The sequence below is a fragment of the Marinitoga sp. 1135 genome (assembly GCF_013363245.1).
GTDB lineage: Bacteria > Thermotogota > Thermotogae > Petrotogales > Petrotogaceae > Marinitoga > Marinitoga piezophila.
The window spans coordinates 90355-106329 of the sequence record NZ_LBEZ01000009.1 but is presented as its reverse complement, the minus strand read 5'-3'; the positions used below and the strand labels follow the sequence as shown (position 1 = coordinate 106329).

Below are 15975 nucleotides of genomic sequence, written 5' to 3'. Positions count from 1 at the left end.
TTGTTACTCAATTGTTACTTATATAATCAATAAAAATGGCAAGAATAAAAAATTCTTGCCATTTTTTGACTTTAAATTATATTACACCACTAATTGCTTTTACAGGACATCTGCTCTGACACAGGCTACAGCCAAAACATTTGCTTTCATCGACTATCACCTGTTTATTCTCTTTATCAACAGTAATTGCCCAATATGGACATACCATTTCACATAATTTACAGAAAGTACATTTGTTAAGATCAATTTGTGGATATTTTGGTTCAAAACTTTTATTGTATATTACAAAAAAATTAAGTTAACCTTTCGCCATATTTCATTGGTTGTTGTTTTTCAGTTTATACCACAAAAAAACATCAGTATAAAACATCAAAATTATTATATATATTTTCCCTTTTAGAGAAATACCTATTATATATCCAAAACCAAAAACTATTATTATGATTATTAATAGTTTAAGAAATATAGCTTTCCAGTGAACATCAAATTTTTTCCCAATTTCAAAAATTATAATAAACATAAAATAAACCAGAATAAATTTGAAAATGTTATTGTTTTCTATAGAATCTTTTATAAAAATAAACCATAAACCTGTAGTTGTGAAAAAACCAGTGAACAAATCATCGATTAATTTTAATAATTTTTTCATTTTTATACTCCTTTATGGAAAGAATAAGTATGCTTTTTAAATTCAATAGAACTTGAAAAAATCTCATATCCTGCAACATAAAAATCTATATCATAAAAACCTATAAAATTTTCTGTATTTTGTTTAAAGATAAACAATAATTCTTTATTTCTTTTATTAAAATCTGGAGATATTAAATTGAAATATCCGTTGTATATTGAATTATTTTTTGATAATACGCAAAAAACAGGTAGTATATCATCACTTTTTTTAATTGTATTAAATTTTATACTTAAAATTATCTCGTTCTCAACACCGCTAAAAAAAACCGTTTTATTATTTTGTGAAATATTTGATGATATTTTATATATAACTTCAGAATATTCAAATATACTTTTCCTATTTTTGTTGCAAACAGCAACTTTTCCAAACATGTCTATTTTATGATTATCAAATGGAATCGGAAAATTTTTATTCTTAAAATTAAGAACATAATAATTATAATCTGTATAATTCATTTTCTCAATTAAAGGAATTTGTTTTTGAATTTTTAAATTATTATTTAATAAAACAATAGACATATTATTATAATTTTTCATGATTATTTAGTTGGAATAGGTTCATAATCTTTAAAGGTAAAACCGTCAGCAAAGCCATCAGCAAAGCCTTTTGCAAAACCAACTACAAATCCTCCTGCTGCAGCTTGTGTGCCATAGAAAAGAGCCATATTAGTACTACCTTTTTTAAGCTTAATTCCACGATACATTGCTAAAAAACTTCCTGCTGCTGTTTTGGATCCAGAAACCAAACCACTTCGTATTCCGCTGTTTATTCCTTTAATTGTTCTTACAGCTACATTATTTTTAAAAGAGTCTACGCTATCACTAACTTCACTATGAACTTTCATTGACCATTTTGAGTAGTCCGAAAAATCTTTTGTACTATAAGTTTCTCCATTAATAATATACATTCTATCCCCCCTCACGTAAAATATATAATTTTTGTATTATGCAATTTTATAGTTAAAAGATATTATTTTCACTTATTCAATTTATAATAATTTTAGCAAAAAAAAAAAAAAGATATCAACACATTTTATTAAATTTAAATTAAATTATATTTAAATTTTTATTTAAATTTAACCAGCGAAAGCAGATGTCAAAAAATTAACAAAAAATATAATAAAAAACAGCAGGAAGACGGCCTGAACTCTGAATATTGGAGAAGAAAATTAAATGTATTATTTTTTGGTTAATAGAAAATATATAGGTTCATATATTGATTTCGTAAAAAAATCGGCTGCTCTATAAGCAGCCAAATTTTTATATTACACCACTAATTGCTTTTACAGGACATCTGCTCTGACACAGGCTACAGCCAAAACATTTGCTTTCATCGACTATTACCTGTTTATTTTCTTTATCAACAGTAATTGCCCAATATGGACATACCATTTCACATAATTTACAGAAAGTACATTTGTTAAGATCAATTTGTGGATATTTTGGTTCAAAAACAACCTCTTTCTTTTTTAATCCAACTTTTTTAACTTCTTCAATAGAGGAAAAACCAAATTTTTCTAGAGCTTTTGGAAGTTGATCTACTATGGTTTTATATAATTGTTTTCCTCTGATTAATGCTGCAGATAGCATTTGAACAGCATCAGCACCGGCTAATAAATATTCTAATACGTCATCTGCTGAAGCCACACCGCCAACACCAATAACAGTAATTTCAGGAACTGCTTCTTTTATTGTATTTACCAGGGCAAGGCCAAGATTTTTAATTACCGGTCCTGAAATCCATACCTGTCCTTTATCATTACCTATTAAATTTGTTCTGTTTTTCAAATCAATAAGCATTGTGGGACCTAATGAATTTATTGCTACCACACCTGTTCCGCCATTTTTAAGAACCATTTTTGCAAATTCTACAGGATCAGGAATATGTGGGCTCATTTTCATAAATATAGGTTTATCTGTATGTTTTCTTATGGTTCTCACAGTTTCAGCTATTGTATCAAGATTCTTTCCAACATAATGTGTTGAAATTTCAAATGCATCTGCAAATTTATCGAGTTGAGGTATTAATACTTCCATATCTTCTTTGGTGTATCCTGCACTTACTATTAAAGGTAAATCCAATTCTTTTTTTAGATTTGGCAGGATTTCATTTATCCATTTTTCTGGTGGTAATTCTGACCATAGTTCTGCATTAACAATATAATTGTTTGTTCCATAAATACAGGGTCTTGGAACTTCTGCAGCTTTTGTTGAAATCGTTTTCGTAACCATTCCGCCAACACCAAGTCTTGCAAGATATAACATCTTTTCATCATCGCCAACTAAAGGTCCTGAAGCTGGCATTAAAGGATTTTTAAGTTTTATTCCGGCAAATTCTGTACTTAAATCCATAACTTCCCCCCCTTGAGTATTGTAGACTATCATTATTATATCATAAATTTAACCATATCTTTATAGTATGGTTGCACAAAATTTATCTTTTTATCATATATAATGTCAAGTATACTTGACATTATATCAAAAATATTATACAATAATAATGGGAGGGATTATATGAAAAATAAATTAAAGGTTTATAGAGCAATGTATGATTTAAGTCAGGAAAAACTTGCAAATCTTGTAGGAGTGTCAAGACAGACAATTAATTATATAGAAAAAGGTAAATATACGCCTTCAGTTGTACTCGCATTAAAACTTTCAAAGGTGTTTGAATGCTCTGTTGAAGACATTTTTTTCCTGGAAGAAGATGAATTGAAGGAAGTAATTTCAATTTCAAAGGGGAGTGAATAATATGAAGAGTTTATTCTTTAACAAATATTTTTATCTTTTTGAGCTTTTATTTATATATGCTGTTCTTTTAGCTACTGGTGAAAATAGAGTTTATGGTTTATTTTTAATTTTAGCTGTTGTTATTGAAATATACAAGGATATTTTTTCGAAAGAAATTGACGAAATGGAAAGATATTTGCGGTTTAAAATTTCAAATGTAGTTTTGTATTCAACAGTTGTATTTTCAATAATTCTTTATTCTTTTAATATAAAAATGCTTTCCGTTTATAATGTGCTGCTTTTTTATATGGCGTTTCCATTGGTTCTGAAGAGTATGCTATATGCAGGATATATTTTTGAAAGAGAAACTGTAATTAAACGTGTTGGGTATTCATTGAGTTTGTTGTTGCTGATTTTTACTATTTTATCTGAAGGATTTTCATTTGCGGGGTTAATAGAGGCGATGCCATGGATTTACTTAATAATTTCAACGTTTGTAGCAACTCGATACAGAAAAATAGGAAGTTTTATGTTTTTTGTTGCATTTGTTGTTGTAAGCTATTATTTCATCAGAGGAAGTATTAATGATATGAAAATAGTCGTTTATTCATTTATTGGTATTCCTTTATTGTTTTTATCTCTTCAATCATTAAGAAAGGAGGGTGATTAAAATGAAAAGAATGTTATTAATAACCTTTTTGGTCTTCAATCTTGTAATATTTGCAGGAAGTTTTTCTTACTCGTTGGGAATAGAGTTATCCGGGGCGATATTGCCATTTGTGGGGGTTAGTTATAATAATGAATCATATAATGTTGGTGCAACTCTGGGATTTATTTTTGGTCCAGATGAAAAAAATCCTGAACAATTAGATTATATTTTTGCTCCTACAATAGAAGCAGGATATTCTTTGCCATATAATTTTACTATTGAGGCTAATTTAAAAGCATTAGTGGTTGTTCCATATCATTTTGAACAGTTGTATTTAATGGGAGGAGGAATAAAGTATAAAATTCCAATTAATAATCAATCATTTAATCTGGGTGTGTATGGTGAATTTATACTTCCTTTAAGTGCTGGAAAACGTGCATGGGAAAAAGGAATGGGAATTATACCGGTGCCTTTTATTAAAAGTGAATATGAATTTTAGAGAAAAGTATTGAAAAAAGTTTCAAATTTTGATATAATCACTCTGAAATTTAATTTTGGGAGGGAATAAAGTGACAAAAACCAAGAAAATGATTTTAAGCGCTTTATTCATTGTTTTAAGTATTATTTTAACAAGATTATTATCCTTTAGATTCAGTCTATTTGGTGTTGAAAGTATCAGAATTGGGTTTGGAACATTGCCAATATTCCTCTCAGCATTGATTCTTGGACCATGGTATGGTTTTATGGTAGGGGCTCTGGCTGATTTCTTTGGATATTGGATAAACCCAATGGGACCATTTATGCCACATTTCACTCTTACTTCTGGATTGCATGGGTTATTGCCTGGTCTTGTGTTCTGGTATGTATTTAAGAAAGAAACAAATTTCTGGAGTTTTGCATTTTCATATTTAGCAGGCGCTTTGGTTGGAGTTACATTAACACCGTATTTTATACATACTCTTTTTGGTGTTCCATATGGAGTTTTGATGCCTCCAAGAATAGTTTCGCTTTCAATTAAGTTTTTCTTATATCCAGCAATTATGGTAATTTTGTATAAACGAATACCTCAACTTGAAAAATTAACACATCCAAGTATATAAAATAAATCCAATCCCCGGAGTTGTCAATTTAACTCCGGGGATTTTGTTATTAAGAATATGATATAATATTTATATATTAAAAAAAGGAGAAAAGGCTTATGGATGTCTATTTAAAGCAATGTACCGATTATACAAATGCTGAAGAAGTTTTATTTCCATTATTGGAAAAATATAAAAGCTTGTTTTCAAAGAATGATAGAGTTCTCGTTAAACCAAATATGTTGTCTCCTAATCATGTTGGAAGCGGTATTACAACTAATCCAAAAATTGTAGAAATTGTTTTAAAGTTTTTATTATCTCTTGGAACAAAGCCTTTTGTTGGTGATAGCCCTGCTACAGGAAATGCAATATCTGTTGCAAAGGCTAATGGCGTCTACGAAATTTGCAAAGAACTTGATATTCCTATTGTAGAATTAGATGATCCTGTGGAGGTAGATGGAGAAAATTTCAGGGGATTTAAGGTTTCGAGAAAGGTTTTAGAGGCAGATAAAATAGTAAATATTGCTAAATTAAAGACACACGTTCAAATGATAATGACATTAGCAGTAAAAAATACATTTGGCTGTATTGTTGGCAAGGAAAAGTCTGCATGGCATTTCAGGGCAAAAACAAATACCAATTTTGCCAATGTTTTAATAGATATACATAATATAGTTAATCCTACATTAAATATAATAGATGGTATAGAAGGAATGGAAGGTAACGGACCGGCAAATGGTAAAAAGAAGAAATTTAATGTGATAGGCATTTCAGAAAATGCTTATGCACTTGATCATGCGATTATAAAATCATTGGGGATAAAAGAAAAATATGTTTATATTATAAAAGAAGCTGCAAGAAGAAATTTAATACCTGACTATAACCTTATATCTAATTGGAATGCGCCAGGAATAAAACTTCCTCTTACAACACCTATTTTTGAAACTGTAACCAATATAACAAGAGTTTTTGAAAGGGTTCCAAAAATCAATAAAGATAAATGTGTTGAATGTAAAATCTGTGAAAGTAGATGCCCTGCTGAGGCTATAAATATTGATAACGATAAGTATATAGATTATTCAAAGTGTATAAGATGTTATGTTTGCCACGAAGTGTGTCCTCAAGATGCAATAAAATTAGTTAGAAAAATATTTTAAGATTTTTAGTCTTAGCCAGCTTATGCTGGCTATTTTTTATAATATATGTTAGGTAAAACAAAATGTAAATATTGTATAAACATAAAAAATTAATATTGACATTTTTAATCCAATTTGATATACTAAGGAAAAAATATTGCCAATATAAAAAAGAAAATATTCACAAGAGGTGATTATATGAAAAAGAATAAGGAAATATACAATGAAATATTGGAATTAATGGGTGAAACACCTGTTATTCGTTTGAAGAATATAGAAGAGTATTTTAATGTAAAAAATGAATTATATGCAAAAGTGGAGTATTTTAATCCTGGAGGTAGCATAAAGGATAGAGTTGGAGCATATATGCTTCAAATGGCTGAAAAAGAAAATTTAATAACAACTGATACAGTTATTATTGAACCAACATCTGGAAATACAGGAATAGGGCTAGCTTTATATGCTGTAAAAAAAGGAAATTCTGTAATATTCATAATGCCCCAAAAAATAAGCATGGAAAAGGAATTATTGCTAAGAGCATATGGAGCATATATAATAAGAGTCCCAGGTAATGTTTCCCCATTTTCTATAATGTCGCAATATAAAATCGCTGAAATTATTAGAAATATAATCTGGGAAAAGAGAAAGCCTTTATCAAAATCAGAAATAGAAGGAATAGTAAGCTATATCCAGATTTTAATAAATCAAAATAATGAAAAAGAATTAAAAAAGATTTTTGAAAAGGCTGTAGATCCAAACAATTATGCGTTTATCCCCAATCAATATTTTAATAAAAATAATCCAAAAGCTCATTATAGAACAACTGCACCAGAATTATGGAAACAATTTAATGGAGAGCTTGACTATATTTTTGCTGGATTGGGTACAGGCGGAACAATTTCTGGAATTGGTAAATATTTTAAAGAAAGAAAGGATATAAAATTAATAGGAGTAGATCCAGAGGGGTCAATATATCATCACGTAAAAGCTGGTCTTACAGTTGAGGAAGCATTGAAACATTCTCATTCATATTTAGTTGAAGGAATAGGAAAAAATATTATCCCAAAAACCATAAATTTAGACATTATAGATGATATAGTTGTGATTAATGATCAGGAAGCATTTTCAATGGCGAGATTTTTATCAAAAAGAGAAGGGATATTGGTCGGTGGCTCTTCTGGGGCAGCATTATTTGGAATGATAAAGTATTTAAAAGAAAATAATATAAAGAATAAAAAAGCTGTTGTAATTTTTCCTGATAGTGGAAGAAGCTATTTAACAAAATTTTTTAATGATGAATGGATGAAAGATAATAACTTGGAAGTTAATGATGAAATAATTTTGAGAAAGTTATTTGATGAGTGCAAGATATAATAAGCGGCCTGCAAAGGTCGTTTTATTTTATGATATAATACATTTGAAGATTATAGAAGGAGATTAAAAAATTATGTTGAGAATAAATAATATAAAATTACCTATTGATCATCAAGATGAAGATATAAAAAAAGAAATTGCAAAAAAGTTGAATATTTCATCAAAAGAAATTCAAGAAGTTAGAATTATAAAACGCTCTATTGATGCGCGTAAAAAGAATGATATGATTTATTTTGTGTATAATGTGGATTTTAAAGTGGAAGATGAAGATAAATTAAAAAATAATTCCCTTGTTATGATATCTCCAGAGAAAGAGTATATATTACCAGCTCAGGGAGAGGAACTTTTGACTACGAGACCGATAATAATAGGCTCCGGACCTTCCGGGTTATTTGCTGGATTAATACTTGCCGAAGCAGGGTTTGAGCCTATAATATTGGAAAGAGGAAAGGCGGTTGAAGAAAGAAAAAAAGACGTAAATCTTTTCTGGAAAAAGGGTGTTTTAAATATAGAAAGTAATGTTCAATTTGGTGAAGGTGGAGCTGGAACATTTTCTGATGGCAAGTTAAATACGCTTATAAAGGATAAGAATAATAGAATTAGGAAGATGCTTGAAGAATTTGTAAAGGCCGGTGCTCCAGAAGAGATACTATATGTCAACAAACCGCATATTGGTACTGATAAACTGGAAATAGCTGTGAAGAATATAAGAAAAAAAATAATTTCTCTTGGTGGGAGTGTTTTATTTGAAAGCAAGGTTACCGATATTATTATCAAAAATGGAAAGGTAAAAGGTGTTGTTGTAAACGGTAATGAAAAAATATATTCTGATGTAATAATTTTAGCTATTGGTCACAGTGCAAGAGATACTTTTGAATTGTTATTCAACAAAGGAATAACAATCAAACAAAAACCATTTTCTATTGGTGTAAGGATTGAACATTTAAAGGAATTAATTGATAAAAGTCAGTATGGTAAATTTTATAATCATCCGAGATTAAAGGCTGCAGATTATAAGCTTTCTCATAGGGCGAAAAATGGAAGAGCTGTCTATACTTTTTGTATGTGTCCGGGGGGATATGTTGTTGCATCGGCTTCAGAAGAGAATATGGTTGTTACAAATGGAATGAGTGAATTTGCAAGAGATAATGTCAATTCTAACAGTGCTATATTAGTAAGTGTCGAACCTTCAGATTATCCTTCAAATCATCCATTAGCAGGTGTTGAATTTCAAAGGAATTTTGAAAAAAAAGCATATGCCATTTCTAATTTTTATTATGCACCTGTTCAATTATTTGGTGATTTTTTAAGAAACAAAAAATCTGTAAAATTTAAAGCAGTTAAGCCTTCATATAAGCCGGGAACGATATTTTATGATATTAATAACATATATCCAGAATATATTACCGACGCTTTAAAAGAAGGCATTTTAGTAATGGGAAAAAAACTAAGAGGGTTTTCTTCATATGATTCATTGCTGACAGGTGTTGAAACAAGAAGTTCATCTCCTGTAAGGATTGAAAGAAATGAAAATTATGAAAGTATTTCAACTGAAGGGTTATATCCTATAGGAGAAGGTGCCGGATATGCAGGAGGAATTACATCTTCTGCAGTAGATGGCATTCGAGTTGCAGAAAGTATTATAAAAAGATATAAAAAGGGATGGTGATAATATCAAAAGCATATTTATTTTTATGGACTATCAAAATCAACCGGTTGATCCGGAGTTGATTATTGAAAAAATAAAGGAATTGGGGAAAATTGTTGGGGGAAAGGCTTATGCACATTGGTCAAAATATCCCGCAACAATGTTTTCATTTTCAAGACATGGTATTGAATTAATAGAAATGCCAGAAGACGGTTTTGAAAATAAAAAAGGCAATGATATAAAACTTGCAATAGATGCAATTGAAACAATGTTTTCTTTGCCTCATATTGATATGTTTGTTCTGGTAACGGGAGATGCTGATTTTGTTCCACTTGTAAAAAAACTTCGAATATATGGAAAAGAGGTTATTGTTGTAAGTAGAAGTAAAAATACTTCAAAAGAAATGGAATTATCTGCAGATATGTTTATTCCTTATGAGGATATAGTAAAATCTGAAAAGATTGAGGATAAGGATTCTATTGAAGATATTGTTGAAGAGGTTATAAGGATTATTGAAGAACATAATTATGAAGATGTAAATGAGCATATTATAAAAAGAATAGTAACCGGTATGAAGATCGATTATAGGGATTTTGGATTTTTATCTTTTAGCGATTTTGTTGATAATTTAATAAAAAAGGTTCGTGATGAATTTTATTCTAATAATGGTGAATATAGCGAATATGAAGAAAATTATATGCGATATATAGAACGGTTTCTTGCTACCAGTGTTATGCCATTGAGATTGGATGATCTTGTAAAAAAAGCACAGGAAAAGAATCCGTGGATTACCAAAAATTCAAAATATTCATTAAAGGAATTAATTCAAAAAATGATAGAGGAAAAGAGATTATGGAAGAATTCTCGTGGATATATAATAGTTCCTATTCCAAGAAGATGGGAAATAAAACATGAAAAGATACTTCCTTATCCTGAGCACAGGGATAAGTTTGTTGAATTTGTGTATAACTTGTTTAAAGCTGGAAAAGCAAATTCTATAATTGAAGCTATACATACTGCAAAAAAGGAATTAAATCTTACCAATAAAGTAGTTGGTTCATTTGGTATAGCATTAAAGTTTTCCGGTAAATTTCTTGGTAAAGATGGAAGTGACTATGTAAGTATGAAAACACCTGTGTATCTAAATGCTGATTATGAAGATTTTAAAACAGCTGTTGAAGCTTTCTATTTAAAAAGCATATTAAAAGAGGAAGATATTCATGAAAAAAATCTTCCAATAGCTTCAAAGTACATATACAATACAGAAAATACCAAAAGATTAAATGAGATAATAGAACATCTAATGGATTTGCAGGAGGTATTTTATATAAAGCCCTATTATAAGTATTATAAAAATTTAAATAAATGAAAGTCACAGCTTTCAATTTAGAATATAAAAATATATGAAATTGTAATAAAAATAAAGCTTAAGATATAATTTTTTTTAATGAAATATTGTAAGAATAAATATATAGCAGCAAGAACTATAGGTTTAATAAATAAAGATTCTTCAATTGATATATTACTATAAAATAAAATATTTCTGAAGAAATAAATTTTAAGTGCAATGATAGCAATAAAAATTGAATCCTCTTTTTTTTCTGAATTAATATAATGTTCAATTAAGTAAAAACTAATAAAATCTGAAAGTATAAAAATAAAAAGAGATAAAATTTTTTGATTCAATGAAAGATGAAAGGAAATAAAGTTATAACCAATGGCTATAGTGAAAATACTTATAATATAGATTATTGAATACACATTTTTTTTATTATAAAATTTAAAAAAATTTCCTGTGAATATCAATAATAAAATTACAGCTGAAAATTTACCAAATAGTATATTTTCTATATTTGAAAAAAAGGTTGTGTATAATAAATAGCTGAAAAGATATCCAGAAATTATCGAAAGGAATAATATTATAGTTGATTTTTCTAATTTAGAATGAAGATTTAAATCTTTTTTTAAAAAAAGAAAAAAAATAAAATAGAAAAATGTAATATATATATTTATTTTGTTTATACTTATTATACTTTCAATTAAATTAAAAAGCAAGATAGAGGAAAAAATAAAATTTTCTTTTTTAAAAAAGATTTCCGTCATATTAATCAATGCCTCCTAAAAAGTTTAAAGAGATTTTTTATATTTTTTACGTCATAAGTTCCCTTAGCAGCCCTTATTCCTAAATCAATCCAGCCATCATATTGATCAGGAGTGTAATGCTTTATTACATCTGTAGCAATATCAATACCAACATAAGCTACAGCACCAACTAATCCACCTACAGATGCACCTTCTGCTGCAGTTAAAGCTTTTCCAGCAACATATTGTGCCCTTTTATTTATCGTATCTATAGTTTGTTCTATTTTCTCCGCTCTTCTTTTTAAAATATCATCAATTACTTTGTTTTTTTCATTTAATTTATCAATGTTGCCATCGTACCAGTATCTTCCTGTACCATCATCAGCAGTAATGGCCTGAACTCCGATAGGACCACTTCTCATAATATCACCTCCATGTGAAATCTCATCTGTAATTTTTTACACAAGAAGTTTTAAAATTGTAAATATTATTGAGAAGAATAGAAATTTCACGGGAAAAAACCTTTCTACCTGAGATCAACAAATCAACATAATATTTTCTCTGCTGAAGATTTAATGAGTTTAAATTAAATTTAATAACAAGCAAATTATCTTTTTGATTTATATTTATAATATACGAATTAAAATCATAGACATTCATATTATTATCTCTTAAAGTGATAAGTAAAGGGCAGTTAGTAATAGTTTTTGAATCAAAGGTTATTGCAACAAATAAATAATTGTCGTAAGGTAATGAAAAATTAGATGTCTGAATTAATTTTTCATTATTTGAAATAATAAATTTATCAACTTTTGGAAAATTAAATTCTTCACTAACAATACAGAAAGGATAATCATCACTAAATATTATTTTATGTTTTTTTATAGGAAAAGGAAGTAATTTATTGTTTAATTTTAAAAGGTATATATTGTTATCTTGTAAATTAATGTTTGTGTCTCTTTTTATGTAAAATTCCTCTGTGCCATTTGATGTAAATTTTATTAATTTAAGATTATTGAAATAAAAATTTGGTTTCATTAGATCACCTCAATATTAGCAATAACTTTCGAATATAATTATATAAAAAAAAAAAGAAAAGTCAATATATATATGGAATATTTACTATATTTTTTATTTGAATTAATTTATCAACTGATTAAATAATTTCAATAAAAATAGATACAAAAAAATAAAATACTTTGAAAAACATAATTCATATTGAAGTTTAGAATTTTTTAACTGGCCATGTATAATAAAAGACATTAAAACGCAAAGAGTGCGAAAAACAGTATTAATTTTCATTTTTTCTTTTTCACATAACATTTGATTCTTTTAAAAAAAAGTAGTATAATAAAGATACGGTAAAAAAACTTTAACACAAATTAATATTTCTTAATATTTCTTTTTATTCGTTTATTGTATATATGATATTTTCTATTAAGAAATCATCTTATCAAGGGGGGAAAGTATATGAAAAAACTGGCAGTATTATTGGTTGTTATTTTAAGTGTTTCTATGTTTGCACAGGTTACTATCGAATTCTGGCATGCTATGAGTGGGTGGAGAATTGAATTATTACAGGACATGGCAAACGATTTCATGAAAACTCATCCAGATATCAAGGTTAATGTACAATACACAGGTTCATATCTTGATACTTTCAACAAAACAATTGCAGCTGTAAAAGCAGGAAAAGCTCCACATATTGTACAAATATACGATATTGGAACACAGGCAATGATTGATGGTGGAATCGCTATTCCAATTGGTGATTTAATAGAACAGGATCCAACTATAGATAAAGGTGCTTTCCTTGAACAAGTAGCTAATTACTATACAGTTAATGGAAAATTATATTCAATGCCATTTAACTCATCAACAGCTATTTTATTCTATAATAAAACAATGTTCAAGGAAGTTGGATTAGATCCTGATAAACCACCAAGAACATATGATGAATTAATAGAATATGCAAGAAAATTACAGAAGAAAGATGCAAATGGTAAGGTTATTAGATACGGTTTAACATGGCCAACACATTCATGGTTCTTTGAACAATTAATGGCTGTACAGAATGCTCCATTAGTAAATAATGGAAATGGTAGAGCAGGAGTAAGACCTACACAGGCAGTTTTCAATAGTCAAGCTGGTAAAAACATATTCAATTTATTCAAAAAGATGACAGACGAAGGTTTATTATTAAATACAAAAAGAGAAGACTGGAATGGCGCAAGTCAGATTTTCTTAGCTAAAAAAGCTGGTATGTTATTATACTCAACATCAGATGTTAAATTCTTTGATGAATCAGCAAAAGAAAATGGTTTTGAAGTTGGAACTGCATTCTTACCAAAACCAGATGAATCAGTACAGGGTGGATCAGTTATAGGTGGAGGATCATTATGGATTCTTAAGAATCATCCAAAAGAAGAAATTGATGCAGCTTGGGAATTTGTAAAATGGATGACAGAACCAGCACAGCAGATTAGATGGCACCTTGAAACAGGATACTTCCCAGTTAGAAAAGATGCTATAGAACAATTATTGTTCAGCGGATTCTATTCAGAACATCCAAATTACTTAACAGCTATAATGGAATTACTCTTATCAAAACAGACAGTTAATACAAATGGAGCAGTTATGGGTGTATTCCCAAAAACAAGAGAAGTTATCGAAACAGAATATGAAAATGTAATTAATGGAAAGAAATCTGTAGAACAAGCTCTTAATGATGCCGCAAGACAGGTTACATTAGAATTGAAGAGATACAACAGACTTTATAAATAATTTTTAAGTTATAATTATACCAGGGCGGTTTTCCGCCCTTTTTTTAAAGAAGGAGGAATCTTCATATGTCGTGGAAAAGTAAATTAACTCCATATTTATTACTTGTACCAACCTTTGTTATAATTATTTTATTTATTTATTGGCCAGCAACATATTCTTTTAAATTAAGTTTTTATCAGGAATCTTTTTTTGGAAATCGAAGTATTTTTGTTGGTCTGGAAAATTATACAGAGTTATTTACAGATCCTGCGTATTATAAGGCTCTGTTGACTTCTGCGATTTATTCGTTTTCCACTGTTTTTTTAACGATGTTTTTAGCATTTTTAATTTCACAATTATTAGTTCAAAATATTCCTGGAACACGATTTTTTAGGTTATTTATCTTTGCCCCGTATGCAATCTCTCCAGCAATTGCTGGTATATTATGGTCATTTTTATTAACTCCAACTGTTGGATATTTAAACTATATATTTATGAAGTTTTTTGGTATAGATACAGATTGGCTTACAACTACGCCGTATGCATTTATTGCTGTAATGCTTGCAACAATATGGAAGATGTTACCTTTTGATTTGATTTTTTATATAGCTGGACTACAATCGATTCCTGATTCTTTGTTGGAATCTTCTATGATAGATGGTGCAAATCTCTGGCAACGTATGTGGAAAATTAAATTTCCATTGTTATCACCTATAAGTTTTTATTTGTTTATAATGAATTTTACAACAACTATGTTTACTTCATTTGGTATTATTGATATTATGACAAAGGGTGGACCTTCAGGAACTACAACAACTTTGATATATAAATTATACTTAGATGCATTTACCTATACAAATAATGGTTCTGCCGCAGCTCAATCTGTTATAATGTTTGCTATTATGGGAGTTATCACAGTAATCTATTTCAAAGGCGTCGAAAAATCCGTCCACTATCAGTGAGGTGATCTTAATGGCTTCAAGTATTTCAAGGAGAAAAAAAGTTAATTTAATTTTATCTGAAATAATATTAATACTTATTTCATTAATAGTTATGGCTCCAATATTATTGGCGTTTAGTATGAGTTTTATGACTTATACAGAGGTTTATACATTTCCACCTAAATTATTTCCAAGTACATTTCACTGGCAGAATTATGCAGAGGCTTTAAAATTAGTTGATTTAGGAAGAATGCTTATTAATTCGTCAATTATAGCATTTTTTATTACATTTGGTAAGTTGATTACAGGAACGCTTGCAGGTTATGCCTTTGCGAACTTTCAATTTAGAGGAAAGAATTTGTCATTTATGTTATTATTTATAACCTTATTTTTGCCGGCAGAAACAGTTATGATTTTGCCATTATTCCTTATAATGAAGCAATTTGGCTGGATCAATACATATTATGCGCTTATTATACCTTTTACTGCAAGTGCCACAAATGCATTTTTAATGAGACAGCATTTTATGACAATACCAAAAGAATTAAGCGATGCTGCTAAGATAGATGGCGCAACGTCAATGCAATATTTCTGGAAGATTTTATTGCCATTATCCAAATCAATGCTTGGCGGTGCAGCGTTAATCAACTTTGTTTATGCATGGAATCTCTATTTGTGGCCATTGATAGTAACAATGGACGATAAAATGAAGACAGTTCAAATTGGTATAAAGATGTTAATTAGTTCTGATGCTGCTAACAACTGGGGAATAATAATGGCTGGTACAATGATAGCACTTGTTCCAACACTGATTATATTCTTTGCCATCCAGAACCTATTTGTTAAGAGTCTTGTTAGTTCAGGGCTTAAAGGATAAAAAAAC

General features: G+C 28.8%; 18 protein-coding genes. 11 read left to right on the top strand and 7 right to left on the bottom strand.

Going from position 1 to position 15975, the window contains the following annotated elements; genetic code table 11:
- Positions 1 to 76: 76 nt before the first annotated feature.
- The 5 genes from XO10_RS10500 to XO10_RS05590 all read right to left on the bottom strand — a co-directional run bounded on the left by XO10_RS10500 (position 77) and on the right by XO10_RS05590 (position 3042).
- The gene (locus XO10_RS10500) at positions 77 to 283 is read right to left on the bottom strand and encodes a 4Fe-4S binding protein (protein WP_175421239.1); all 207 of its coding nucleotides are present in this window, start codon (positions 281 to 283) and stop codon (positions 77 to 79) included.
- A gap of 33 nt (positions 284 to 316) precedes the next feature.
- The gene (locus tag XO10_RS05605) at positions 317 to 649 is read right to left on the bottom strand and encodes a hypothetical protein (protein ID WP_175421224.1); all 333 of its coding nucleotides are present in this window, start codon (positions 647 to 649) and stop codon (positions 317 to 319) included.
- Positions 650 to 651: 2 nt separating this feature from the next.
- Positions 652 to 1146 carry a hypothetical protein gene (locus tag XO10_RS05600; protein ID WP_175421223.1) on the bottom strand — a complete coding sequence of 165 codons (495 nt, stop codon included), beginning with the start codon at positions 1144 to 1146 and terminating at the stop codon, positions 652 to 654.
- 83 nt (positions 1147 to 1229) lie between these two features.
- On the bottom strand, positions 1230 to 1598 hold the full coding sequence (locus XO10_RS05595) for a hypothetical protein (RefSeq protein WP_175421222.1): 369 nt from the start codon (positions 1596 to 1598) through the stop codon (positions 1230 to 1232).
- Positions 1599 to 1950: 352 nt separating this feature from the next.
- Entirely contained in the window at positions 1951 to 3042 is a 1092-nt protein-coding gene (locus tag XO10_RS05590) for a 4Fe-4S binding protein (protein ID WP_075780501.1), read from the bottom strand.
- 162 nt (positions 3043 to 3204) lie between these two features.
- Between XO10_RS05590 and XO10_RS05585 the strand changes: the two genes are divergently transcribed.
- From XO10_RS05585 to XO10_RS05550, 8 genes are all read left to right on the top strand, one after another.
- Positions 3205 to 3441 carry a helix-turn-helix transcriptional regulator gene (locus XO10_RS05585; RefSeq protein ID WP_014296600.1) on the top strand — a complete coding sequence of 79 codons (237 nt, stop codon included), beginning with the start codon at positions 3205 to 3207 and terminating at the stop codon, positions 3439 to 3441.
- A 1-nt stretch (position 3442) separates the two neighbouring features.
- Positions 3443 to 4090: a hypothetical protein gene (locus XO10_RS05580; protein ID WP_014296599.1), complete on the top strand. Its 648-nt coding sequence runs from the start codon at positions 3443 to 3445 to the stop codon at positions 4088 to 4090.
- Between the two features lies 1 nt (position 4091).
- Positions 4092 to 4568 carry a hypothetical protein gene (locus tag XO10_RS05575; RefSeq protein ID WP_014296598.1) on the top strand — a complete coding sequence of 159 codons (477 nt, stop codon included), beginning with the start codon at positions 4092 to 4094 and terminating at the stop codon, positions 4566 to 4568.
- A 70-nt stretch (positions 4569 to 4638) separates the two neighbouring features.
- Positions 4639 to 5169, top strand: coding sequence for a folate family ECF transporter S component (locus tag XO10_RS05570; protein ID WP_014296597.1), 531 nt, complete (start codon positions 4639 to 4641; stop codon positions 5167 to 5169).
- 98 nt (positions 5170 to 5267) lie between these two features.
- Complete coding sequence (locus tag XO10_RS05565) at positions 5268 to 6305, top strand: DUF362 domain-containing protein (protein WP_175421221.1); 1038 nt, start codon at positions 5268 to 5270, stop codon at positions 6303 to 6305.
- A gap of 177 nt (positions 6306 to 6482) precedes the next feature.
- Positions 6483 to 7658 (top strand): PLP-dependent cysteine synthase family protein, encoded by a 1176-nt coding sequence (locus XO10_RS05560; protein WP_175421220.1) that lies wholly within the window; start codon positions 6483 to 6485, stop codon positions 7656 to 7658.
- Between the two features lie 73 nt (positions 7659 to 7731).
- Positions 7732 to 9327, top strand: coding sequence for an NAD(P)/FAD-dependent oxidoreductase (locus XO10_RS05555; RefSeq protein WP_175421219.1), 1596 nt, complete (start codon positions 7732 to 7734; stop codon positions 9325 to 9327).
- A 25-nt stretch (positions 9328 to 9352) separates the two neighbouring features.
- Positions 9353 to 10675, top strand: a complete 1323-nt coding sequence (locus XO10_RS05550) for an NYN domain-containing protein (protein ID WP_014296592.1) — start codon at positions 9353 to 9355, stop codon at positions 10673 to 10675.
- 739 nt (positions 10676 to 11414) lie between these two features.
- Here XO10_RS05550 and XO10_RS05545 read toward each other — a convergent pair.
- Together XO10_RS05545 and XO10_RS05540 are read right to left on the bottom strand one after the other, a co-directional pair.
- Complete coding sequence (locus XO10_RS05545) at positions 11415 to 11810, bottom strand: hypothetical protein (protein ID WP_175418294.1); 396 nt, start codon at positions 11808 to 11810, stop codon at positions 11415 to 11417.
- A gap of 22 nt (positions 11811 to 11832) precedes the next feature.
- Positions 11833 to 12426, bottom strand: coding sequence for a hypothetical protein (locus tag XO10_RS05540; protein ID WP_175418293.1), 594 nt, complete (start codon positions 12424 to 12426; stop codon positions 11833 to 11835).
- Positions 12427 to 12858: 432 nt separating this feature from the next.
- Here XO10_RS05540 and XO10_RS05535 point away from each other — a divergent pair, with 432 nt between their 5' ends.
- The 3 genes from XO10_RS05535 (at position 12859) to XO10_RS05525 (ending at position 15969) form a co-directional block, all read left to right on the top strand.
- On the top strand, positions 12859 to 14172 hold the full coding sequence (locus XO10_RS05535; protein ID WP_014296591.1) for an ABC transporter substrate-binding protein: 1314 nt from the start codon (positions 12859 to 12861) through the stop codon (positions 14170 to 14172).
- Between the two features lie 65 nt (positions 14173 to 14237).
- Positions 14238 to 15113 (top strand): carbohydrate ABC transporter permease, encoded by an 876-nt coding sequence (locus XO10_RS05530; protein WP_014296590.1) that lies wholly within the window; start codon positions 14238 to 14240, stop codon positions 15111 to 15113.
- 10 nt (positions 15114 to 15123) lie between these two features.
- Positions 15124 to 15969 carry a carbohydrate ABC transporter permease gene (locus XO10_RS05525; RefSeq protein ID WP_014296589.1) on the top strand — a complete coding sequence of 282 codons (846 nt, stop codon included), beginning with the start codon at positions 15124 to 15126 and terminating at the stop codon, positions 15967 to 15969.
- The last annotated feature ends 6 nt before the right edge of the window (positions 15970 to 15975 follow it).

Bases quoted from the DNA above. Each gene is read 5' to 3' on its own strand.
- XO10_RS05595 (WP_175421222.1), bottom strand. From the start codon at position 1,598: ATGTATATTATTAATGGAGAAACTTATAGTACAAAAGATTTTTCGGAC.
- XO10_RS05565 (WP_175421221.1), top strand. From the start codon at position 5,268: ATGGATGTCTATTTAAAGCAATGTACCGATTATACAAATGCTGAAGAA.
- XO10_RS05580 (WP_014296599.1), top strand. From the start codon at position 3,443: ATGAAGAGTTTATTCTTTAACAAATATTTTTATCTTTTTGAGCTTTTA.
- XO10_RS05550 (WP_014296592.1), top strand. From the start codon at position 9,353: ATGGACTATCAAAATCAACCGGTTGATCCGGAGTTGATTATTGAAAAA.
- XO10_RS05525 (WP_014296589.1), top strand. From the start codon at position 15,124: ATGGCTTCAAGTATTTCAAGGAGAAAAAAAGTTAATTTAATTTTATCT.
- XO10_RS05600 (WP_175421223.1), bottom strand. From the start codon at position 1,146: ATGAATTATACAGATTATAATTATTATGTTCTTAATTTTAAGAATAAA.
- XO10_RS05590 (WP_075780501.1), bottom strand. From the start codon at position 3,042: ATGGATTTAAGTACAGAATTTGCCGGAATAAAACTTAAAAATCCTTTA.
- XO10_RS05545 (WP_175418294.1), bottom strand. From the start codon at position 11,810: ATGAGAAGTGGTCCTATCGGAGTTCAGGCCATTACTGCTGATGATGGT.
- XO10_RS05585 (WP_014296600.1), top strand. From the start codon at position 3,205: ATGAAAAATAAATTAAAGGTTTATAGAGCAATGTATGATTTAAGTCAG.
- XO10_RS05540 (WP_175418293.1), bottom strand. From the start codon at position 12,426: ATGAAACCAAATTTTTATTTCAATAATCTTAAATTAATAAAATTTACA.
- XO10_RS05535 (WP_014296591.1), top strand. From the start codon at position 12,859: ATGAAAAAACTGGCAGTATTATTGGTTGTTATTTTAAGTGTTTCTATG.
- XO10_RS05530 (WP_014296590.1), top strand. From the start codon at position 14,238: ATGTCGTGGAAAAGTAAATTAACTCCATATTTATTACTTGTACCAACC.
- XO10_RS05575 (WP_014296598.1), top strand. From the start codon at position 4,092: ATGAAAAGAATGTTATTAATAACCTTTTTGGTCTTCAATCTTGTAATA.
- XO10_RS05555 (WP_175421219.1), top strand. From the start codon at position 7,732: ATGTTGAGAATAAATAATATAAAATTACCTATTGATCATCAAGATGAA.
- XO10_RS05560 (WP_175421220.1), top strand. From the start codon at position 6,483: ATGAAAAAGAATAAGGAAATATACAATGAAATATTGGAATTAATGGGT.
- XO10_RS05605 (WP_175421224.1), bottom strand. From the start codon at position 649: ATGAAAAAATTATTAAAATTAATCGATGATTTGTTCACTGGTTTTTTC.